General features: G+C 53.8%; 18 protein-coding genes. 4 read left to right on the top strand and 14 right to left on the bottom strand.

Annotated features, from left to right (window positions below):
- Positions 1–106: 106 nt before the first annotated feature.
- The gene (gene lexA, locus ABJV08_RS13115) at positions 107–805 is read left to right on the top strand and encodes a transcriptional repressor LexA (RefSeq protein WP_348039802.1); all 699 of its coding nucleotides are present in this window, start codon (positions 107–109) and stop codon (positions 803–805) included.
- On the opposite strand, the gene ABJV08_RS13120 is transcribed toward lexA, so the two are convergent.
- Positions 799–3,039, bottom strand: a complete 2,241-nt coding sequence (locus ABJV08_RS13120; protein ID WP_348039801.1) for a ComEC/Rec2 family competence protein — start codon at positions 3,037–3,039, stop codon at positions 799–801. The genes lexA and ABJV08_RS13120 overlap by 7 nt on opposite strands.
- An 82-nt stretch (positions 3,040–3,121) precedes the next feature.
- On the opposite strand from ABJV08_RS13120, the gene gltX reads away from it, so the two are divergent.
- Both gltX and ABJV08_RS13130 read left to right on the top strand, forming a co-directional pair.
- Positions 3,122–4,525, top strand: coding sequence for a glutamate--tRNA ligase (gene gltX, locus ABJV08_RS13125; RefSeq protein WP_348039868.1), 1,404 nt, complete (start codon positions 3,122–3,124; stop codon positions 4,523–4,525).
- A gap of 26 nt (positions 4,526–4,551) precedes the next feature.
- Positions 4,552–5,835 (top strand): citrate synthase, encoded by a 1,284-nt coding sequence (locus ABJV08_RS13130; RefSeq protein WP_348039800.1) that lies wholly within the window; start codon positions 4,552–4,554, stop codon positions 5,833–5,835.
- Between the two features lie 46 nt (positions 5,836–5,881).
- Here the strand turns inward: ABJV08_RS13130 and ABJV08_RS13135 are convergent, their stop codons facing one another.
- The 4 genes from ABJV08_RS13135 to ABJV08_RS13150 form a co-directional block, all read right to left on the bottom strand.
- Complete coding sequence (locus ABJV08_RS13135) at positions 5,882–7,270, bottom strand: HAMP domain-containing sensor histidine kinase (RefSeq protein ID WP_348039799.1); 1,389 nt, start codon at positions 7,268–7,270, stop codon at positions 5,882–5,884.
- Positions 7,267–8,307: a hypothetical protein gene (locus ABJV08_RS13140; RefSeq protein WP_348039798.1), complete on the bottom strand. Its 1,041-nt coding sequence runs from the start codon at positions 8,305–8,307 to the stop codon at positions 7,267–7,269. The genes ABJV08_RS13135 and ABJV08_RS13140 overlap by 4 nt, the downstream gene beginning before the upstream one ends.
- 71 nt (positions 8,308–8,378) lie before the next feature.
- The gene (locus ABJV08_RS13145) at positions 8,379–9,584 is read right to left on the bottom strand and encodes a hypothetical protein (protein ID WP_348039797.1); all 1,206 of its coding nucleotides are present in this window, start codon (positions 9,582–9,584) and stop codon (positions 8,379–8,381) included.
- Positions 9,585–9,704: 120 nt separating this feature from the next.
- Complete coding sequence (locus ABJV08_RS13150; protein ID WP_348039796.1) at positions 9,705–10,013, bottom strand: Hpt domain-containing protein; 309 nt, start codon at positions 10,011–10,013, stop codon at positions 9,705–9,707.
- Between the two features lie 69 nt (positions 10,014–10,082).
- On the opposite strand from ABJV08_RS13150, the gene ABJV08_RS13155 reads away from it, so the two are divergent.
- Positions 10,083–12,419, top strand: a complete 2,337-nt coding sequence (locus tag ABJV08_RS13155) for a hypothetical protein (RefSeq protein ID WP_348039795.1) — start codon at positions 10,083–10,085, stop codon at positions 12,417–12,419.
- On the opposite strand, the gene ABJV08_RS13160 is transcribed toward ABJV08_RS13155, so the two are convergent.
- The 9 genes from ABJV08_RS13160 to ABJV08_RS13200 are packed head-to-tail and all read right to left on the bottom strand — an operon-like array spanning position 12,416 to position 21,759.
- Positions 12,416–12,694: a DUF1467 family protein gene (locus ABJV08_RS13160; RefSeq protein WP_348039794.1), complete on the bottom strand. Its 279-nt coding sequence runs from the start codon at positions 12,692–12,694 to the stop codon at positions 12,416–12,418. The genes ABJV08_RS13155 and ABJV08_RS13160 overlap by 4 nt on opposite strands.
- Before the next feature lie 6 nt (positions 12,695–12,700).
- A complete protein-coding gene (locus ABJV08_RS13165) occupies positions 12,701–14,341 on the bottom strand; it encodes a ribonuclease J (RefSeq protein WP_348039793.1) in 1,641 nt (546 codons plus the stop codon).
- Positions 14,338–15,120: a type III pantothenate kinase gene (locus ABJV08_RS13170; protein ID WP_348039792.1), complete on the bottom strand. Its 783-nt coding sequence runs from the start codon at positions 15,118–15,120 to the stop codon at positions 14,338–14,340. Before ABJV08_RS13170 ends, ABJV08_RS13165 begins: the two co-directional genes overlap by 4 nt.
- 15 nt (positions 15,121–15,135) lie before the next feature.
- Complete coding sequence (locus tag ABJV08_RS13175) at positions 15,136–15,891, bottom strand: biotin--[acetyl-CoA-carboxylase] ligase (RefSeq protein WP_348052515.1); 756 nt, start codon at positions 15,889–15,891, stop codon at positions 15,136–15,138.
- Entirely contained in the window at positions 15,846–17,300 is a 1,455-nt protein-coding gene (gene nuoN, locus ABJV08_RS13180; RefSeq protein ID WP_348039791.1) for an NADH-quinone oxidoreductase subunit NuoN, read from the bottom strand. The genes ABJV08_RS13175 and nuoN overlap by 46 nt, the downstream gene beginning before the upstream one ends.
- The gene (locus ABJV08_RS13185; protein WP_348039790.1) at positions 17,300–18,838 is read right to left on the bottom strand and encodes an NADH-quinone oxidoreductase subunit M; all 1,539 of its coding nucleotides are present in this window, start codon (positions 18,836–18,838) and stop codon (positions 17,300–17,302) included. The genes nuoN and ABJV08_RS13185 overlap by 1 nt, the downstream gene beginning before the upstream one ends.
- Positions 18,835–20,838 carry an NADH-quinone oxidoreductase subunit L gene (nuoL, locus tag ABJV08_RS13190; protein ID WP_348039789.1) on the bottom strand — a complete coding sequence of 668 codons (2,004 nt, stop codon included), beginning with the start codon at positions 20,836–20,838 and terminating at the stop codon, positions 18,835–18,837. Before nuoL ends, ABJV08_RS13185 begins: the two co-directional genes overlap by 4 nt.
- 4 nt (positions 20,839–20,842) lie before the next feature.
- Positions 20,843–21,148 (bottom strand): NADH-quinone oxidoreductase subunit NuoK, encoded by a 306-nt coding sequence (gene nuoK / locus ABJV08_RS13195; RefSeq protein WP_348039788.1) that lies wholly within the window; start codon positions 21,146–21,148, stop codon positions 20,843–20,845.
- A complete protein-coding gene (locus ABJV08_RS13200; RefSeq protein ID WP_348039866.1) occupies positions 21,145–21,759 on the bottom strand; it encodes an NADH-quinone oxidoreductase subunit J in 615 nt (204 codons plus the stop codon). The genes nuoK and ABJV08_RS13200 overlap by 4 nt, the downstream gene beginning before the upstream one ends.
- Positions 21,760–21,794 lie beyond the last annotated feature (35 nt).

Below are 21,794 nucleotides of genomic sequence, written 5' to 3' on the forward strand. Positions count from 1 at the left end.
AATATGCCGCCTATCATTTTGCCTTTAGACTATTCACTTCCCGCTTGACTTGGCCCGTTTTGTTTCTTAATTGTTCCGCATTCGTTCCAAGAACAGGATATCGGCCATGCTCACACAAAAGCAACACGAACTTCTTTGCTTCATTGATGATAGATTGAAGGATAGCGGCGTCTCACCCTCGTTTGAGGAAATGAAAGAGGCGCTTGGCCTGAAATCGAAATCCGGCATTCACCGTTTGATCAGTGCGCTGGAGGAACGGGATTTCATCCGCCGCCTGCCCAACCGTGCCCGCGCGCTTGAAGTTTTGAAATTGCCGGAAGGCGGAGTTTTGGAAATCACGCCCTCGAATGTGGTGAGCCTGCGACCCGAAACGCCTGTTCGTGAGGTTGTGTCCAATCCAGCCCCTGCCCCGGCTGCCAATAATGATGTTCTAGAAATTCCCTTGCACGGGCGGATTGCTGCCGGCGCTCCGATCGAGGCGATGGAAGGCCAGTCCGCGCTCAGCGTTCCGGCGGCGTTGCTTGGCCCCGGCGAACATTATGCGCTCGAAGTATCGGGGGACTCGATGATTGACGCCGGTATCCTCGATGGAGATTTTGCGCTCATCCAGAAAACCGAAGTCGCGCGTGACGGAGAGATTGTTGTGGCGCTTATCCATGAAGAAGAAGCGACGCTAAAATATCTCCGCAAAGATGGCGGCAATGTACAACTCGACCCGGCCAATGCGGCCTATGAGCCACAGCGCTATGGTGCCGGAGAAGTCCGTATCCAGGGAAAAATGGCAGGATTGCTGCGGCGTTACTGATCTGTATCACGCGGTTCCCTGTCTTTGGAGACATTGCCTTTGGCAACCATGTCTTTTGCGATTGGATCATCCGACCGATAACGGGTCCAGACATGCTTGCCGGACCACGCAAGAGCTGTTGAGATACGCTTCTTTTCCAGATCGATAGTCATGCCTCCGACCCGTGAAAGAAGATTTCTATCCGCTTTGATCCAGCGTGGCTGACAGCTTGCGGGCAGATATCGTTCACTAACGACAATATCGGCTCTGCGGCATGCAGCGGACAAAGCCAAAGCGGAGATATAATGAGAGCTGCGGGTCGCCAAAAGCGTCCATTCACGGCCGTTGCGGGTCAATGTGACGAGGCACGCATCGGCATTGCATTGCGCATCACGCCAATTTTCTAGCGCTTGCGATTGCCCATCAATGCCGGCATTTTCCAGGATCATATCGCGAATGAAGTCCCCACTTCGGGTGCGCAGCATTGCCAGCTCGTCTTGATCGTTGCGGATAGCGACATGCCGTCCGTCGCCGGTGATATAGATATCCGGCGCGCGGTTGGTATAGATCATCCAGACGCCGATGATGACAGGGATCAAGGCGCATAGACGCCAGCGTTCCCGCCACAGACAAAACCACATACCGGCCAGCAAGACCAGTCCAAACGCCATGATCGGCAGGGATGGCAACAGAGTCACTGCCCCCGGGCGACTGGATACAAAATGCGCCAGCGCGATCAGGCTGCTCAAGGCCTTTTCGCATAGCCACCAGACCGGAGCGCCCAATCCCGCGCCATCCAACAACAACGCCAGCGCTTCCAATGGCATGATCACAAAGGTTGTCAGCGGAATGGCAATAATATTGGCGAGCGCACCATAGAGCCCGGCTTTGTGGAAATGGAACAAGGCGATCGGCATCAACGCGATTTCAACCACCAAACCAGTCAGAAACAGCGAGAATATGATCCGCCCCAGCCGCCGGAGCAAAGGTTCTTCGCGCAAGGCAAAGAGCAATTTGATTTTGGGATGCTCGTGCAGCGCGATAATCGCGGTGACTGCCGCGAAGCTTAACTGAAAGCTAGGGCCGACAAGCGCTTCAGGCCAGAGGATAAGCACAAACAAGGCGCCAGCCGCTACCATTCGCAAGGTTATGGCGCTCCGCCCCAGCATCAAAGCGACCAAGATCAGCAACGCGGCCACACAGGCTCGAATCGTCGGCACTTGCGCGCCCGTCATCAGCGTATAGATGACCGCCGCCAGGGCCGCACATCCAGCAGCCAGGACCGGCAAGCGAAAGCGGAGGGCCAGTGGTGGAAAGATCGCGAGAATTCTGAGGATCAAAAGATAGACGGCGCCAACAATAGCAGTGACATGCAAGCCGCTGATCGACAGCAGATGCGCCAGTCCGCTGCGCCGCATGGCTTCGGCATCCTCTTCCGCGATCGCACCGCGATCTCCCGTGGCCAACGTCGCTCCGATCGCTCCGGCAGCGCCTGCCATTTGCATCTGGACATGCGCTGACAGCTTTTGCCGATAGTGCGAAAGCGCAAACCAGGGATCGGCGGGGCGCAATATTTTGATCGGCCCAAGCGCCTGCCCGGTTGCGCCGAGACCCTGGAACCATGCCCGTTCGGAAAAATCATAGGCCCCTGGCAGCGCCGGCATGGCAGGTGGCATCAACCGCGCGCGAAGCTGGATCAACGCGCCATTTTGCAGGCCAGCATGGGTATGTTTGAGCGGCACGTTTACCCGCACTCTCGGCGGCAACTGGGCATGCTCGCCAGTCTGCAGTGTCAGCCGTACCATATCCCGAGCCAATACCGGCTGAACCCGTTCAATCTCGGCATTGAACAGGGTGACAACCGGTCGCTCGAGCACCGGCGCAGCCACCAGCCACGAACGAAACCAGATCAGACCACATCCAATGGCGGACAATAGGCAGAACCAGAATAGCGCTTTGCGGACTCTGCTGCCCTTGCCGGACAGAAGAGCGAGCAGAGCCATAGAGCCGCTTAGGCTCATGAAGGCCAGCCACCAGGCGGGATTGGCTAGATTAAACCAGATCGCAATTCCGCAGCCCAAGGCCACCGGCACCCAGAGTGGCAATTGATCGCGCTCTCGCTCCAATTGCTGCTCAAGCCGTACCAAAGGCCGCGCACCGCCCCATGATTCAGGTAATTGTCGCGGAAGAAACAGCATGCTAAGGGCATGTCCAATCGAACCGGAGACGGTACCTTTGGTGCCATTCGGGCTCATTCCATCCCGCATTTCCAAAACCTATCACAGGGGCCTTATAAGCGTGAATTCAAATGATGCTGATCAGCCGAAACAGACAAATATGGTCGTAACCCGTTTTGCGCCCTCCCCGACCGGATTTTTGCATATCGGCGGTGCCCGCACCGCGATGTTCAACTGGTTATTTGCCCGCCATCATGGCGGCAAAGCACTGCTACGGATCGAAGACACCGACAAAGCGCGCTCCACCCAGGAAGCCATTGACGCGATATCCGAAGGCTTGGAGTGGCTTGGTCTGGACTGGGATGACACGCCGGTTTTTCAATCAGAACGGGCGGCACGCCATGCAGAGGTTGCCCATGAATTGCTGGCCTCTGGCAATGCCTATAAATGTTTCGCGACATCCGAAGAGCTGACCGCCATGCGCGAGCAGCAGCGGGCCGAAAAGAAACCGATGCGTTATGACGGTCGATGGCGCGATCGCGATCCGTCGGAAGCGCCAGAAGGCGCGCCATATGCGATCCGGTTAAAAACAGAGACGGGCGGCAAGGTGACCATTGCCGACATGGTGCAAGGCGATGTCTCGGTCCAAAACGGCGAAATTGATGATTTTATTTTGCTACGGTCCGACGGCACCCCTACCTATATGCTCGCCGTTGTGGTTGATGATCATGATATGGGCGTCACCCATTTGATTCGCGGAGATGACCATCTCAACAACGCATTCCGTCAACTCGCGTTGATCCGGGCCATGGGTTGGGCAGAGCCTGAATATGCCCATATTCCGCTGATCCACGGCAATGACGGCGCAAAACTGTCAAAACGACATGGTGCCTTGGGTGTCGAAGCCTATCGCGACATGGGAATATTGTCAGATGCGATGTTCAACTATCTGCTGCGCCTCGGTTGGGGCCACGGAGACGATGAGATCATCTCCCGTGCACAGGCAACGGATTGGTTTGATCTTAGTGGCGTCGGCAAATCACCCTCGCGCTTTGACACCAAGAAGCTACAAAATCTAAACGGCCACTATATGCGCGAAGCAGACGATTCCGAATTGGTCGGGCTCGCAACGCCATGGATTGAACAGAATCTAGACGCCTCTTTGTCGCCTTCGGACAGCGAATTGCTTGGTCAGGCGATGCCTGTTTTGAAAAGCAGGGCCAAAAATCTGATAGAATTGGCAGAATCTAGTCTTTTTCTCTTTAAAAAACGCCCACTTGGCCTCGACGAACGGGCAGAAAACCTGCTAGACGATCCCGCACGGACGCTGCTCAAATCGATTCACCTTGGCTTGGACGATCTAGAAAACTGGACGCTCGAGGCAACGGAAGAAACCATCAAAGCGATTGCAGAGTCTGCTGAATTGGGTCTGGGTAAGCTCGCACAACCTATGCGGGCCGCCTTGACGGGAAGCACCAGTTCACCCGGAATTTTTGACGTCCTGATACTTCTTGGCAAGGAAGAGTCTTTAGGACGGATAGCAGATCAAATAGAAAAAACCTGAGTATCAGGAGCAGAAAGGACAATATCATGGGCGACAACGCAAAATTCGGCCTCCATGGCGAAAATTACGAATATCCGGTTCTGAGCGGCACAGAGGGCCCCGATGTCGTTGATATCCGTAAATTATATGGCCAGACTGGCGCATTTACTTATGATCCAGGCTTCACCTCCACCGCCAGCTGTGAATCCGAACTGACTTTCATCGACGGCGGCGAGGGTGTTTTGCTGCACCGTGGCTATCCGATCGAGCAGCTTGCTGAACATAGCAGCTTCATGGAAGTCGCTCATCTTTTGCTGCGTGGTGAATTGCCTTCATCGGACGAATTTACCGATTTCAACAACACGATCACGCGCCACACCATGGTGCACGAACAGTTGCGCGGATTCTATCAGGGGTTTCGCCGCGACGCTCACCCCATGGCCATCATGTGCGGCGTGGTTGGTGCGCTGTCAGCATTTTATCATGACAGCACCGACATCACCGATCCGGCACAGCGGATGATCGCAAGCCACCGTTTGGTCGCCAAGATGCCAACCATCGCGGCCATGGCTTACAAATATTCTATCGGCCAGCCCTTCGTCTATCCGGACAACAATCTGTCCTACACCGGCAATTTCCTGCGCATGACCTTTGGCGTTCCCGCCGAGGAATATGAAGTGCATCCGGCGATTGAAAAAGCCATGGACCGGATTTTCATCCTCCATGCCGATCACGAGCAGAACGCATCGACTTCAACCGTTCGCCTTGCCGGTTCTTCAGGAGCCAACCCGTTTGCCTGCATCGCAGCCGGCATTGCCTGCCTTTGGGGCCCTGCCCATGGCGGCGCCAATGAAGCGGCTCTCAACATGCTCCACGAAATCGGTCATCCCGACCGTATTCCGGAATATATCAAACGCGCCAAGGACAAGAACGACCCGTTCCGCCTGATGGGCTTTGGTCACCGCGTCTACAAAAACTACGATCCACGCGCATCTGTGATGCAGGAAACCGTGCGCGAAGTTTTTGAAACGCTGAAGGTCAAAAACCCAGTATTCGATGTTGCCCTGCAACTCGAAGAAATGGCATTGAACGATCCGTATTTCATCGACAAGAAACTGTTCCCGAATGTTGATTTCTACTCCGGAATCATTTTGTCGGCCATTGGTTTCCCTACCTCGATGTTCACCGTCCTCTTTGCTCTCGCCCGCACCGTCGGCTGGGTCGCACAATGGAATGAAATGATCTCTGATCCAGGCCAGCGTATCGGTCGTCCGCGTCAATTGTACACGGGCCCGACCAAACGCGACTATGTCTCGATCGACAAGCGCTAGAAACAACTGATTTTACGAAGAAGGGGAGCCTCTGTGCTCCCCTTTTTTATGCCGGCTTTTGCTCTGGCAAAGCTAAGGTGAAGGTCGAGCCTTGATCGATCATGCTTTCCACGACCAGACTGCCGCCCATCGCATTGGCCAACCGACGAGAGATGAACAGCCCCAACCCGCTGCCGCCATCGCCCGATCGTCCCAGGCGTTCAAATTTTTGGAATATCCGGTCGTGGTCTTCCGAAGCAATGCCGTCGCCCTGATCTGTTACGGAAATCCGCGAGAAGCCTTGTTCGGCAGAAACCTTGAGCTTAATCACCGAACCATCGGGTGAGTATCGGATTGCATTGCCGATCAGATTGACCAAAATCTGCAGAGACCGACGGAATTCGCCACGAGCAGGAAGCACATCGCCTTCATCCGGAAGATCAATGCGTATCTGATGGTCTGCCGCCTTGACGGAGAGCAAGCCTGCGGCGCGATGCGCCAAATCGACTAGATCAATATCATCGGCCGCGACAGTGAACTGCGGCCGTTCGATAGCTTCCAGATCGGAAAGGTCATTGACCAGATCCAGCAAATGACGCCCGGCAGAGGCAATATCCTTGGCGTAGCTCGCATAGTCACCGCGCAAAGGGCCTTCCAGCTTGCTGCTGATCGTTTCGGCATTGGCAATAATTTTGCCCAGAGGTTGCCGCAAGGCTGGTCCAAGCTGTAATCCGAACAGGCTGTCGCTAATCAGCTTGCCACCGGCCACTTTGCTATTCTTGCCGCCGACAGCCGTATCATCCGGTGTCGCCGCAAAACGGTAGCCGGAAAATATCCCGGCCTTGTCGACGAGAGGATGCCCTTGAAGCACAAACAGGCGTTGCGCTCCGTTTTTTTCCCGCATCCGCTGATTTCTAATGGGTTGGCGTTCCGCCACAGCCTCTAGCAATCTCGCATTGGCAGACGGCGGAATTACGTCAAATATATCGAGCAGAGACTGACCAATGGTTTCAGCGGCATTGGCGGCGTTACCAGGCATTTCTTGTGCGATAATTCTCAAAGCTTCATCCGTCCGAATGGATCCCTTGCCCTCAAGCCGGTCAAAATCCCGTTCGCGAGCCAGATCAGCATGGCCATTGTCATCGCGAGGATGTTCTTTCCAGTCGATGATCGCCAAGCCGATTTGGTCTTCTTGCCCTGGCGAGACTATCTGCGTTTCAACCCACATATCAATTTGACAATCGTCATCAGACGCCTGAACCGGACGCGACAGGTTCATACCCAAACGCTTACTGAGGCGGCACATTTCTGCCAATTCTGGCACAGCCAGAGGTCCACCTTCATAGCCACCACTGCGTAAGTGCAGGCGCATTAGCAACGGATCAGCCGACAATAGCAATCCATCGACATCCACCTGCCCACGCACGGGCTGTGACAATTTGCCCGACGTCGTCATTTTCCCTGGTCACCCGAAAAGCCTGCAGAAAGAATGCGCTCGGCGCTCTGATAGACCGGGGGTGATGTCCAGTTCGATACCAAGGTCAAAGACCGGTCCCGGTCTGTTTCGCCATATGTTGCGGCGGTGAGGATATGATCCCCGTCATCAAGAGCGGCAAAAATCGACAATGCTTCCTGTGTGGGAAAGTCTGCTGCCCGCAAAACAACGACAAGCCGCGCCATGTTCGGTTCGGATGTGAATGCAATAATCTGGTCACTGCTCAAGCCCGATTGCCTGGCCAATCGCGCGATGAACAAGGACAGGCCGTCTCTCATTGGGTGCGGGGTCGGATCCTTTTCTGTCGTCGATTGCGCGAGCAACCGCGCAAGACGCTCCGCCTTGCGGGCAACGCCAGCACTTTCATCATGAGAAGCGAACAAACGCTCGGTTGCCTGTTGCAGCTGCAATCCGGAAGAGCCTGCAACTCTGACAAGTGCCGCCGTTATCGGCCATGCGAAAGCATAGAGAATTTCGGGAGACAGATCTGCTAGATTGGCTGCAATTTCGCCTGCCGCGCCCGTTGTCTTGGATTGAGCGACCAACAGCCCCATGGCCGCTTCGGCAATTGTTGTGTCGCCATGATCAAGATGACGAGTCAGCGTCGCTTCCAGATCTTCTTGTGAAATTTTCTGTAGCAACCTTGCAGCCAATTCGCTTCGCTGCGTTTTGGTAAAGAGATGCTGCACAATTTCAGTGGTTTTGAGCAGGCCGGAATCTTCCAGCAAGAGAAAGCTCTGGCCTTCCTCACCCTGGCCAATTTTCACAAGGGATTCCTGCGTGACGCCTAGCTCCTGGGTCGCAATACGGCAAATACGCTGTTCAATCTCGCCAATGATGCCGCGCAGATATTGACGTGCATTGGACAACATGCGGTCATTAAAAACCACTTCTGTTTGGGGGAATAAGGCTTGCGCAAAATCATCCGCTACAAACGAAGCTTTGTCGGCCATTGCCGCCGCATGCCGGATGATATCATTATGTTTTGTTCGGTCCATCAGAAAACTCGCTCTGCCATAGCGTGGCCGTAGCCCAATGTGGTTAACAAGCCGCTAAATGTTAGCGGCAGCTATCCATCTTCTAACGCGGTTTCCTCCGGTGATTTCTTCTCAAGATAGCGCTCGAGAACAAGGAAAAGCCCAGAGTAGAGCGCCGCAGCATAGAGGCCATAGGATATTTGCCCAAAACCGGCCGCCAATATGAGAATGAGGAGAAACAATCGCAAATCCGGCGTCGCCAGCGCCAATCGACCATTTTCGGTTCCCTTCCTCGAAAGCAGAAGATGCCCTAGCAAAGTTGCGAATATCACCAAATTTGGCACCAACGTTGCTGCATTTGAGGCCTGAACCAGCAGTACCGCAATTCCGGTTGTCGCCAAAAAGTCCAGCGTCAGGCCGGGCCAGTCTCGTAATTTTACATCGCTGAAAAATTCCACCATCATGCCCCGAACAAATTGCGCGATGCTGCCCAAAAAGAGCAAGATCAGCGATATGATCGGATAAGCAAAAGCCGCCGCCAAAACTGCAGACGCTCCTGTAAATATTGTGAATATCCCCAAATATTTCGATGCAGACGCTTGTTTCCAAAGCTTCGGGAGACCGCGCTTTGTCAACGGACGCAACAGAAAGCGATTCAAAAAATTGTCCCGCTTCGCGGGCATTTCTTTCAACTTCTGCCGTGTGAACTGCCCGGCGCTGATTTCGCTTTGGACATGAGCGATTGCACCGCCACCCATCCGGCGATCGGAAATAATGGCACGCGGACAATCAGCCTGCACCGCTGTCCTGAGCAAAGCAGATCCCACTTCCCAGTCATCCGGAACATCGATCATAGCGGTAAGTCGCGAGGCGTTCAGAGAGACCATGCCAAGCCAACGCTGGTTGAGATCTATACGTTCAAACTCCTGATATTCATCGGCATGCAAGACGGTGAACAGCAGTTCCTGCGGCGTTCCGATCAATTGATCGATAACCTCTTCATTGGGCAGAATCCCGTCGGAAAAATAGATGATCTGGTCCTGATCACTCGCATATTGTACCAGATCGCTCGGGCTGCGCACATATTCTGCAACCAACCCTTGCTGCTTCATCGCATCGATTTTCTGCAGCAGCGCACCATGGGTTACCGGGCATAAGAAGATAAATTTCTCACAGCCGATCCGTTGCGCAGCGCGAATCTGAAGATCAAGCAGTGTGCCGGCGAATAGCGGCAACAAGGCGATTGGCCCGTTTCCGTCGAGATCGTCTTTTGCCAAAGAAATCAGAGCCAGTTTCACGAATAATAGGGTCCCGCACGATGAATGGAAAGATCGAACCTTTCCATAGATGGTGCCGTCCGGACATGCCAAGAGATATTCTAGTGATGGCGGGCCACATCATAAGCCCGCGGTGCGCAATCAGTCGCGATGGGCCTCAATCGCCGACACAGCGCGTTCCAATTTGCGCAAGATAACAGGGTCACCCGGGGCGGATTGGGCGGCTTCATCAGCCAATTGCAAAATTTTCGTAGCTGAGAAGCTTGCCGCCAGCCCTTTTAAGCGCCAGGCCGCATATTCCCAATTTGCGTCGCAGCGAGCCCGACCGAGCAGGTCGACTTGCCGTCTTGCACTTTCCAGAAACGCCTCGCGCAACTCTGCGACAAGAGACTGATCGTCCCCCACTGCAGCCGTTAACGCGGCGTCGAGTGCTCCATAGTCAAATGACATTTCTCCTGTTTACGCCCGCTATGGTTAACTTATGGTTTCTAAGATCCAATATTCTGCTAAATAGTGCCTATGGCAAGTGAATCTAAGATAATCGGGATGTGGCGCGATCGGGATGCAAATTCCGTCGACGACCAGACAGAAACAACCGCAATCGTCGAAAGCGACGTGCAGGGCACGGAGACGGAACCGCAAGACTTTTCTGAAGAAAGTCAGCAAAATAGCGACGTCACGGAGGAAGACAACTGGGAGCACTATGCCGATGAGCCGGCAACGCCTTCCGCATTTTCTCTATATCTGCCAGTGTCGATTCTGACCGTTTCCGTGGTTGCTTGGACGGGTTTTTTCCTGTGGGCAAACAGCGACATTTTTACAACAATTCCTACCGCAAAGGGCGGAATTGATCTTTTGGTGCAATGGTGCCTGCCGATCGTGACGCTTGCCGTCGGCTATTTGCTCTTTATGCGCAACAGCACCAAGGAAGCCCATCGCTTTGCCGATGTTTCATCCTCTCTGCGCGCAGAATCCGAGCAATTGGAAGCGCGTCTAAAAACGGTCAACAATGAACTCAGTGTAGCACGCGAATTCCTCAGTCAGGAAAGCCGCGAGCTGGAGTTTCTTGGAGAACAGTCGTCTGGAAAGCTGACCACCGCCGCTGGCTTGATCAAGCAATCTCTGGAAGACGGTCTTGGCAAGATGCAGAAGTTGGACCAGGTGGGCGAAGCGGCCTATAAAAATCTCGAGCAGCTGCGCGAACATCTGCCCGTCGTTATCAACACCGCCAAGGATGTCACCAATCAGATCGGCAATAGCGGACGTTCCGCCCAAGCCGAAATGGCGGCGATGGTCACCACGCTCAAGAAAATCGGAGAAGTCGGTACAGCTGCGAAAAAGAGCCTCAGCGATCTGAACGACACATCGGCCCTCTCGGTGGAAAGTCTTGCAGCCGAGGCGGCGCTTATCAAAACGAGCCTCGCAGAGCAGCTCTCTGAAGCGGAAAGCGGATCAAGCCAACTCACGGCCTTGATGAAGGCAACGACGACGGAAACGGTCGAGGCAATGCGCAAAGCGCGGAAAGAACTGGCTTCTGAGGCATCAGATTCGGCATTGGCGATGCGCTCAGATCTTGATGCTCTGGAATCGGCTCTAGCAATGGCCGGAACAATTGCTGACGAAGAAGAAGTCCGGCTCAAAGCACTGGCCGCGACCCTCAATCAAAATGTCACTGATATAGCGAGCAACATCCAAAATCTTGACAATGAGAGTGGCGAGAAAACCGCTCAACTGGCGTTTGCTATGACCGCAATGGAGCAGAATAGTGCCGCTTTGCAACTCTCGTTAGAAAATGGCTATGGCGTTGCCGATGGCATGATTGAACGTATGGAGAAGCTGCTCATTGCTCTCGATAGCAGCGCACGGGAAATGGACGAAACGCTACCCAGTGCGTTTGATCGCATATCAAAAAAATCCAAGGAAAGCCTCGCATTATATGGTCAAATCGCCGGAGAGGCGAACAAGGCCAAAGAAGATGCCGACAAGGTCGCGCAGCAGATTGCGCGAACAGATGAGTCCATAAGCCAGCAGCAAGAACAGTTGCGCACATTGCGCGAAGAAGGAGACTTGGCGAGCACATCCATTGTTCAGCAGATCACAGAGATTTCACAATCCATAGAGACCGTTCGCGAACAAAATGAGTCTCTAGCCGAAAGCGCCGGCGAAAAATTGATCAGTGCCCTTCTGCGCGTGAAAGAGACGGCAAAACAGGCATCCGAACATTCACGCGAAGTGCTGGAAAAATCCATCACTGGTTCGACCGACGCCTTCGAGAAAGTTAGCGAAGAGGCGCTAAACCGGATTATTGATGCCAAAATCGGTTCGATCGCCCCGAAACTGGAACAAGCCGTATCAAGCGCGGTAGCGACCACGGAATCAACCGCGGTGCATCTGACCGAACAATTGGCTGCCATTGAGGATATGACCACAAAGCTCGAACAGCGGATCCTGTTCGCGAAGGAAAAGGCAGAGCAAAGCAGCGACGAGAATTTCACGCGGCGTGTGGCTCAGCTGACAGAATCGCTCAATTCTATCTCTATCGATGTCGGTAAAATATTGTCCAATGACGTGACCGATACCGAATGGGCCGCCTATCTGAAAGGTGATCGCGGCATTTTCACCCGGCGGGCGGTCCGCTTGCTCGATGCCAAGGAAGTTCGCGAAATCCTTGAGCAATATTCAGGCAATGATGAGTTCCGCGAGCATGTGAACCGCTACATCCATGATTTCGAAGCGATGTTGCGCGGCGTGCTTGCCACAAGGGATGGCAGCGCAATTAGCGTAACCTTGCTGTCGTCAGATGTTGGAAAACTATATGTCGCATTGGCACAGGCGATTGAACGTCTGCGCAGCTAGCTCATTCGTTCTCGGCTATTGAAGAAATCAATGTCGTCCAACGTGAGCCAGCCATAAGCATAGTTGAGGTAAAAGAGCCCGAAAGCTGCGGTTGCTAGCAATGTCGTCAGCAACAAAACGCGCAAAGGCCGGAAGTTGACGGGTGCGCCATCGGCCTGCCCATCCACCATAGTTTTTCCGGATTCATAATGGCTGCGAATCCCTATCGGCAATACGATAAACGCCGCCATCACCCAAAAAAGGATGTAAATGGCAAGGATTGATGTCGGTTCCATGGCCGGTTAAGCCTCCACCGTGAGCACCGAAACGATGGGTTTTTTGCCAGTCCAGTCGGTTGCACTGCGACGCACAAGCAAACGGATCGCTTCGTTGAATTTTACGATATCGCCAACCGGTTTGGCATAGTTGGCGAGGATCTTATCGATCACTTCATTGAGGAAATCTTCTTCGTCTTCCTCTAAAGGAACGCCATGCATTTTGAGCACGGGTTGACCGAAGATACTGCCTTTTTCATCAAGGCCGATCGCGACCGAAATCATACCATTATGGGCAGTTTTCCGACGATCATTCAGTGTTTTTCCATCGGCTGGAATCATCACATCGCCGTCAACAACAAGCCGTCCGGTCCGCTCTTGGCCCAATATTTTTGGTCCCTTGGGCGCCAACCTGACAACATCGCCATTTTGCTGGAAAATAGCCTTTGGAATGCCTTGCTCCAGTCCAAAGCGAGCCTGGGTTTTCATATGCCGTATTTCGCCATGAACCGGCACCAGAATCTCGGGTTTGATCCATTCGTACATTTGCGCCAGTTCCGGTTGCCCGGGGTGACCGGAAACGTGGATATGTTCCTGACGTTCGGTAATCATAACAACGCCCTTAGACGCCAGTTGGTTCTGAATTCGGCCAATCGCAATTTCGTTGCCGGGTATCTGCTTTGACGAAAAGAGAACATGATCCCCTTCAGAAAGCTTGATCTGGTGGCTATCGCCGGCAATCCGGCCCAAAGCCGCCCTTGCCTCGCCTTGACCACCGGTTGCGATGATCATCACCTCACCACGCGGCAGGCTCATGGCTTCCTGGAAATCAATGGTTGGCGGAAAGTCCTTGAGATAACCGTTTTCACGGCAATTATCGATAATCCGGTCCAACGAACGGCCCGCGACGCAAAGCTTCCGGCCCGCATGTTGCGCAACCTCGCCCAGCGTCTGTAGCCGAGCGGCGTTAGAGGCAAAGGTCGTCACCACGATACGGGTATCGATATCCTCCACAACGCGCATCAGATTGCGGCGCACTTCCCCTTCTGATCCGGATGCTTTCTCATTGAAAACATTAGTGGAATCGCAAACCATAGCCAAAACACCATCGTCACCGATTTGTTTCAGCGTTTCGGGTGAGGACGGCACGCCAAGCACAGGCTCGTCATCCAGCTTCCAGTCACCTGTGTGAAATATCTTGCCATAAGGCGTATCGATCAACAGCGCATTGCCTTCGGCAATACTATGGGCGATCGGCAGATAGCGGAAACCAAAAGGCCCGAGATCAAAACTGCCTTCATTGGGAATGATATTGAGCTCTACATCATTTTGCAGACCGACTTCTTCGAGCTTGCGTCGGATCAAGCCTGCCGTGAATGCTGTGGCGAACAAGGGAACATCCAGTTCGGCCGCAAAAAACGGGACCGCGCCGATATGGTCTTCATGACCATGGGTCAGCACAATACCGAGCAGATCCTTCTGGTTTTTCTCGATAAATTCAAGATCGGGGAGGATCAGATCAATCCCCGGATAGCCGGGATCGGCGAAGGTCATACCGAGGTCAACCATGACCCACTTGCCATCACAACCGTATAGATTGACGTTCATGCCTATTTCGCCAGACCCGCCGAGGGCCAGAAATAGAAGTTCATTTTTTGGTTTTGTCATGAAGCGTTTGTTGCTCGCTGAAAGAGGAAAAGCAGGCCCTGAAGAGTAAGGTCTGATTCCAGATGGTCGAAGACATCTGTATGTTCGTCAAAAAGTACGGCCAATCCGCCGGTTGCTATAATCTTTGTCGGTCGTCCGATCTGTGCTTTGGTGCGCTCTACCAGACCTTCTATCATCGCGACATAGCCCCAGAAAATACCGATCAGCATTTGGCTTTCTGTTGTGGTCCCGATCACATTATTGTCTTTTGGCGATTCTAGCGCAATACGCGGCAATTGTGCCGTTTTGCCAACCAGCGCATCGAGCGACAGGTTAATACCGGGGGCAATGACACCGCCCTTATAGGCCCCTTCATAATCCGCGACATCAAAAGTAGTTGCGGTACCGAAATCAATGATAACGATGTCCTGTTTATATTTTTGATGAGCCGCGATCACATTCAACACGCGATCAGCGCCAACGCTATCGGGCTGTTCAACGTCAAGCGCAACGCCCCAATTCGCTGCGCCACGTCCTGCAACCAAAGGCGTCACACCAAAATATTTCTCTGAGAGCACCGTCAAATTATGCAATGCGCGCGGGACCACGGTACCAATGATAACCGCGTCAACCGCACTCAGTTCCAAACCTTCTAGTTCCAAGAGTTGCCTGAGCCAAACAACATATTCGTCTGCGGTCCGGCGCGCGTCGGTAGCGATCCGCCAGCGCGCACGAATGTTATCGCCATCAAAAAGGGCGAACACAACATTGGTATTTCCGGCGTCAATGGCCAATAGCATGAGCGACTCTACTTTCTATCCGATGGAAATATCACCGGCCCGTATTTCGATAAGCGTTCCGTCGGCTTTTCTCAAGCGAAGTGCACCATCTGCGGTCAGTCCGGCAAATTCCCCGGCGATTTTTTCGCCCCGTTCATCGCTCGTGCTCATCATGCTGCCGACCGGATGGGCGAGCTCAAGCCATTCTGCCTGAATATGAGCAAAACCCCGTTCGCGCCACGTCTTGAGTAAGCCTTCAAATATATCGGATAGACGCGTCAGAAATTCTGCAGCGCCTGTGGTTGCGCCCTCGGCGGCAAGGCTGGTCACCAGCCTGCCCTCAACATCCGGGGAGACCGCGATATTCACACCAATGCCGACCACAACCTGATTCTTCACCCGCTCCAGCAAAATACCGCAGATTTTGGCCTGAGAGACCAGCACATCATTGGGCCATTTCAAAATCATCTCTGTGCCAGGCAGATAGGAACGAATAACCGTGTAGACGGCCAGCCCCGCGACAAAGGATAAAGAGGAAGGCGCAGGATCATTTTCATGCATGTCAACCACGGTGCTGCAGTAGAGATTGCCTTCCGGACTACTCCAAGGGCGACCCAGTCGGCCGACACCGCCAGATTGCCTCACCGCGCGCAGCCAAAAGCCTTCCGCTACGCTTCCCTGTTCGGCCAGCGTCTTCATATCCGCATTGGTTGACGCGGTTTGTTTGACGGTTTCTATGTGAATGGTCAGAAAAGCGACGCTGCAGCCGCTGCGGTTATGGGTGCCATGAATGGTATCGCCAGATAGCCTAGCGGCGATACAAACAGAGCCAGAAGCGCAATCAAGCCATTTTCGGTCTTGTGTCCTGTCGCCACTATCTCGCCCGCCGGGTCATCAAAATAGATGATTTTGACGATCTTGATATAATAGAAGGCACCAATCACCGATGCGGCAATACCGATGACCGCAAGCGGCAGCATACCAGCAGCCACGGCGGCATCAAATACCAGAAACTTGCCCCAGAAACCAAATAAAGGCGGGATTCCTGCCAACGAGAACATGAAGACAGCAAAAGCAGCTGCCAGTCCTGGGCGGGTTTGCGACAATCCGGCGAGGCTCGAAAGGCTTTCCACAGGATTTCCATCCTTATCGCGCATTTCGATAACGCAGATAAAGCTACCCAGGGTCATCGCGACATAGACAGCGAGATAGAACATCATCGCAGAAAGACCCTGCTCGGTGCCGGCAGCAAGGCCGATCAGCAAGAAGCCCACATTGTTGATCGAACTATATGCAAGCAATCTCTTGATATTCTGCTGTCCAATCGCCGCGACCGCCCCGAGGACGATCGATGCCAATGCGACAAATACAATGATCTGCTGCCAAGCCGATGTTTGACCACCAAAAGCATCAATGATGACCCGCGCGGTCATTGCAATGGCAGCAACTTTCGGAGCGCTGGCAAAAAACGCGGTTACAGGTGTTGGAGCGCCTTCATAAACGTCTGGCGTCCACATGTGGAACGGCACCGCACTGATCTTGAACGCAAGCCCCGAGAGCACGAGCACCAAGCCAATGAGCGGCCCGGTTGCTAGGTCTCCGGTCAGGGTTTCGCCAATGACCGCAAAGCTTGTCGAACCCGCGAAACCGTAGACCAAGGAAATGCCGAACAGCAGCATACCGCTGGCCAACGCACCCAAAACGAAATATTTCAAGCCGGCTTCCGATGAACGAACATCGGTCCGAATAATACTGGCCAGCACATATGCAGAGAGGCTGTTCAACTCTAGGCCGATATACAGCGTCATCATGTCCGTTGCCGAGACCATAAGCCCCATGCCAACGGTCGCCAGCAGGATCAGAACTGGATATTCTGGGCGATAAAGTCCGCCTTTCTGGAAAAACCGCGGTGCAACCATCAGGGAAATAATAGCGGCCAAATAGATCAAAAACTTCGCAGAACTACCAAAATTATCCGCGATATAGAGACCGTCAAAAGCAACAGCGCCATCCTTGAACGCTGGAAGATGTGCGATAACCATCAGGAGAACCGCCCCGCCGAATAGCGTTGCTGCAGCCAAAATAGTTACCAGACGTGCTGATTTTTCACCGCCCCATGCTGAAATCAGCAATAGGATCATGGCGCCGGTAGACAGGATGATCTCGGGCGAAATCAGCCATAGGGAAGTTGAAAGGTCCATCAGTGTGCCTCCCCTTCGGCATGGTCTTTGGCGACGGCTTTCGCCTCACCCATTTTCAGATGCGCATCCCCTTCCGGAGCAGCGCGGTCAATGCGAGCCACCAACGCGCCGACATCGCCGCGGATAGGAGCCATGAAGCTTTCAGGATAGACACCCATCCACATCACAGCAGCGGCTATAGGCGCGAGCAACGCCATTTCCCGCGCAGACAGATCCGGCATGGCTTTGACATCCTCATGAACGAGCTCGCCGAAGGCAACCCGGCGGTAAAGATAGAGCATATAGCCGGCACCAAGGATGATCCCCGTGGTGGCGACGAGCGTGACCCAGCTGTTGACCTTATACAGGCCAACCAAGGACAAGAATTCGCCAACGAAACCGCTCGTGCCCGGCAGGCCGATCGAGGCCATGGTGAACAGCATGAACAATATCGCATATTTCGGCATGTTGATGGAAAGCCCACCGTAGCGATCGATCTCCCGCGTATGCAATCGGTCGTAGATCACGCCGACACAGAGGAAGAGCGCACCAGAGACCAAACCATGGCTGAGCATAACGATTATCGCGCCTTCAATACCTTGCCGGTTAAAGGCAAATAGACCGAGCGTCACAATCGCCATATGGGCGACCGAACTATAAGCGATCAGCTTCTTCATATCCTGCTGCACCAAGGCTACAAGAGACGTGTAGATCACAGCCACCATCGACAGGCCAAAGACCAGCCAGATAAATTGTTCGGAAGCTTCCGGGAACATTGGTAGCGAGAAGCGCAGGAAGCCGTAGCCGCCCATTTTCAGCAAAACGCCAGCCAGGATCACAGAACCGGCGGTCGGTGCCTGAACATGCGCATCCGGCAGCCATGTATGCACCGGCCACATCGGCATTTTGACAGCAAAGCTGGCAAAGAAAGCCAGCCAGAGCCAAGTCTGTGCCTCCGGTGCAAAGTCATAGTTCAGCAAGGTCGGAATGTCGCTGGTGCCAGCATCCTGCACCATCCACAGCATCGCAATCAACATCACAACGGAACCGAGCAACGTGTAGAGGAAGAATTTATAGCTGGCGTAAATCCGGTTCGCGCCACCCCATATACCGATGATCAGATACATCGGAATCAGGCCGGCTTCGAAGAGGATATAGAAAAGGAATATGTCCTGCGCGGCAAATACGCCGATCATCAGCACTTCCATGAACAGGAAGGCCGCCATATATTCGCCGACCCGGTTCTGGATCGTTTCCCAGCTCGCACCGATGCAGATGGGCATCAGGAACACAGTGAGCATGATCAGCATCATCGAAATGCCATCAATGCCCAGTGCCCAGGCAAAGCTGCCAAAAGGTTCCGCCCGCTCGACATATTGCCATTGCGGGCCACCAATATCGTAATTGGCCCAGAGAACCACACCAAGGCCGAACAGCACCAGCGTCGTCAACAGCGCCAACCAACGCGCCGCCTGAGCGTTGAGGAACAAGCAGATAATCGCCGCCAGCATAGGCAGGCCCATCATCAACGACAGGATAGGGAAATCAAGCTGGTTCATGAGCTGGCTCCCCCGACGATAATCCAGGTCGCCGCAGCGGCCAGACCCAGTAACATGACAAGGGCATAAGTGTATAGAAATCCGCTCTGGAAGCGTTTCATCACGCCGGAACCGCTGGCAATGACAGCAGCGATACCGTTGGGACCGAAACGATCGATTGTGCCTTCATCACCAGTCTTCCAGAATTTCCGTCCGAGCCAGAAAGCGGGGCGAATGAAGATCAGATTGTAGAGCTCGTCGAAATACCATTTGTTGAAGAAGAACTGATATAGCGGGTTGAATGTCGCGGCGAGACGCGCCGGACGATCGGTTCCGCGGAAATACATGAAATAAGCGATCCCAAGCCCCGTCAGCATTGCGACCGTTGCCGACAATTTCACCCACAGAGGCACATCATGCATCGCGTGCATCAATCCGGCGTCATACGCGACAGCGCCATTCCAGAAATTGCCATCATCGAGAAATGCATGGCTAAAGACAAAGCCTGCGAACACCGCACCAATGGACAAGAGCCCCAATGGAATCAGCATCGTCAACGGACTTTCATGAGGATGATAGCCGCCAGTTGTATCGTCACCAGCCTGCTCAGGGGTTTTGTGGACGCTATGCTGAACATGTTCGGACTGGATCCAGCGCGGCTTGCCCCAGAAGGTCAGGAACATCAGACGCCAACTGTAGAAGCTAGTAAGCAAGGCGGCGAGTACGCCGATGAAGAAGGCAAATTGACCAACTTCACTACCAGCAGCAAAAGCCACTTCGATAATCGCATCTTTGGAATGGAACCCGGCAAAGCCAGCGTGGAACCAATAGATTCCGACACCGGTGATCGCCAATGTACCGGCCATCATCGACCAGAATGTGAAAGGAATCTGTTTCCGCAACCCGCCATAATAGCGCATGTCCTGCTCGTGATGCATGGCATGGATCACTGATCCGGCACCAAGGAACAACAAAGCTTTGAAGAAAGCGTGGGTAAACAGGTGGAACATCGCCACATTATAGGCACCAACGCCAGCGGCAAAGAACATATAGCCCAGTTGTGAACAGGTAGAATAAGCGATCACCCGCTTGATATCATGCTGCACCAGTCCAACCGTGGCGGCAAAAATTGCGGTACAAGCGCCCACGACCGTGACCACGGTCAACGCGACATCGCTGGTTTCGAACATTGGTGAGAGGCGGCAAACCATGAAGACGCCAGCGGTAACCATTGTCGCAGCGTGGATCAGCGCGGAAACCGGCGTCGGGCCTTCCATCGCGTCTGGCAGCCATGTGTGCAGGCCAAGCTGTGCCGACTTGCCCATCGCGCCGATGAACAGCAGCAGACAGAGGATGGTCATCGTATCAAGACGCATCCCGGCAAAAGTGATCGTCGATCCCGCCATAGCTGGAGCCGCTTCGAGAATTTCCGGAATGGACACCGTACCAAAGACGAGGAACGTTCCGAAGATGCCCAGCATGAAGCCCAGATCGCCAACGCGATTTACGACAAAAGCCTTGATGGCTGCGGCATTGGCGCTCGGTTTCTTGAACCAGAAACCGATGAGCAGATAGGAAGCTAGCCCCACGCCTTCCCAACCGAAGAACATTTGGACCAGATTGTCGGCGGTCACCAGCATCAACATGGCAAAGGTGAAGAGCGACAAATAGGCGAAGAAACGCGGCTGGTCCGGGTCTTCGTCCATATAGCCCCATGAATAGAGATGCACGAGTGCCGAGACACTGGTCACAACAACCAGCATGACGGCGGTCAACGTATCCACGCGCAACGACCAGTCAAATGTCAGATCACCGGATACGATCCAGGTCAGGACCGGCACGACTTCCGCCGTGCTGGTGCCGCTTACAAAGCCGATAAAGATCGGCCAGCTAAGCGCACAAGCGGCGAACAAAGCGCCTGTTGTCACGATCTTGGCGGGAACATTCCCGATGACCCGGTTGCCGAACCCTGCGACAATCGCTGCCAACAGGGGCAGGAATACGATTAGCTGGATAGCCAAAGCCTTATCCCTTCATCCGGTTGACATCATCGACGGCAATGGTGCCGCGCTGACGGAAATAAATCACGAGTATGGCAAGCCCGATAGCCGCCTCACCTGCCGCAACGGTCAAAATGAACATCGCGAACACCTGCCCCGTCATGTCACCCAAAAAGGAGCTGAACGCTACAAAGTTGAGGTTCACAGCCAGCAGGATCAATTCAATCGCCATCAGGATGATGATGATATTCTTGCGGTTCAGAAATATGCCGAGCATGCCCATCACAAACAGGATCGAGCTGACGACGAGATAATGTTCAATACCGATCATAGCTCGACCCCTTTACCAACTTCGGGCTGTGTATTGCGGGTTGCGTCTTCGGGACGGCGAGCGACCTGATCGGCAATTTTCTGCTGTCTCACGCCAGCGCGCTGACGATGCGTCAGCACAATGGCGCCGACCATAGCGACCAGCAGGATCAAGCCCGCAGCCTCGAACAGGAATATATATTTGGTATAAAGCAAAGCGCCCAGCTGTTCGATATTGGATGGCGCGCCTTCGGCAATGCCGACCGCTGCCGTCGCCTCTCCCATGCCGGCCGACTGCCAGGCACCGACACCAAAGATAATTTCGACGACCAACACGAGGGCCAACAACAGACCAAGCGGCAGGTTCTTCATGAAACCGGCGCGCAATTCAGCGAAATCAATGTCGAGCATCATCACCACGAACAGGAACAACACCGCCACCGCGCCGACATAGACGATCACCAGCAGCGCTGCGATAAACTCGGCACCGACCAGCAACATCAGACCCGCAGCGTTGAAAAACGCCAGGATCAGCCACAAAACACTATGCACCGGGTTGCGCGAGAAGATGCAGAAAGCACCGCTGGCAAGCACGATGGATGCGAATAGATAGAAAGCAAATATTTGCATTATTGCGTTTCGTTTAACCCCCGTTGAATCATCACAGC

This window comes from Parasphingorhabdus sp. (assembly GCF_039982395.1).
In the GTDB taxonomy this organism is placed as follows: Bacteria; Pseudomonadota; Alphaproteobacteria; order Sphingomonadales; family Sphingomonadaceae; genus Parasphingorhabdus.

Bases quoted from the DNA above. Each gene is read 5' to 3' on its own strand.
- nuoK (WP_348039788.1), bottom strand. From the start codon at position 21,148: ATGATCGGTATTGAACATTATCTCGTCGTCAGCTCGATCCTGTTTGTG.
- ABJV08_RS13170 (WP_348039792.1), bottom strand. From the start codon at position 15,120: ATGCTATTGGCCATTGACGCCGGAAATACCAATGTTGTGTTCGCCCTT.
- ABJV08_RS13120 (WP_348039801.1), bottom strand. From the start codon at position 3,039: ATGAGCCCGAATGGCACCAAAGGTACCGTCTCCGGTTCGATTGGACAT.
- ABJV08_RS13135 (WP_348039799.1), bottom strand. From the start codon at position 7,270: ATGACGACGTCGGGCAAATTGTCACAGCCCGTGCGTGGGCAGGTGGAT.
- nuoN (WP_348039791.1), bottom strand. From the start codon at position 17,300: ATGGACCTTTCAACTTCCCTATGGCTGATTTCGCCCGAGATCATCCTG.
- ABJV08_RS13150 (WP_348039796.1), bottom strand. From the start codon at position 10,013: ATGTCATTTGACTATGGAGCACTCGACGCCGCGTTAACGGCTGCAGTG.
- ABJV08_RS13160 (WP_348039794.1), bottom strand. From the start codon at position 12,694: ATGGAACCGACATCAATCCTTGCCATTTACATCCTTTTTTGGGTGATG.
- ABJV08_RS13155 (WP_348039795.1), top strand. From the start codon at position 10,083: ATGGCAAGTGAATCTAAGATAATCGGGATGTGGCGCGATCGGGATGCA.
- ABJV08_RS13140 (WP_348039798.1), bottom strand. From the start codon at position 8,307: ATGGACCGAACAAAACATAATGATATCATCCGGCATGCGGCGGCAATG.
- gltX (WP_348039868.1), top strand. From the start codon at position 3,122: ATGGTCGTAACCCGTTTTGCGCCCTCCCCGACCGGATTTTTGCATATC.
- ABJV08_RS13185 (WP_348039790.1), bottom strand. From the start codon at position 18,838: ATGAACCAGCTTGATTTCCCTATCCTGTCGTTGATGATGGGCCTGCCT.
- lexA (WP_348039802.1), top strand. From the start codon at position 107: ATGCTCACACAAAAGCAACACGAACTTCTTTGCTTCATTGATGATAGA.
- ABJV08_RS13165 (WP_348039793.1), bottom strand. From the start codon at position 14,341: ATGACAAAACCAAAAAATGAACTTCTATTTCTGGCCCTCGGCGGGTCT.
- ABJV08_RS13130 (WP_348039800.1), top strand. From the start codon at position 4,552: ATGGGCGACAACGCAAAATTCGGCCTCCATGGCGAAAATTACGAATAT.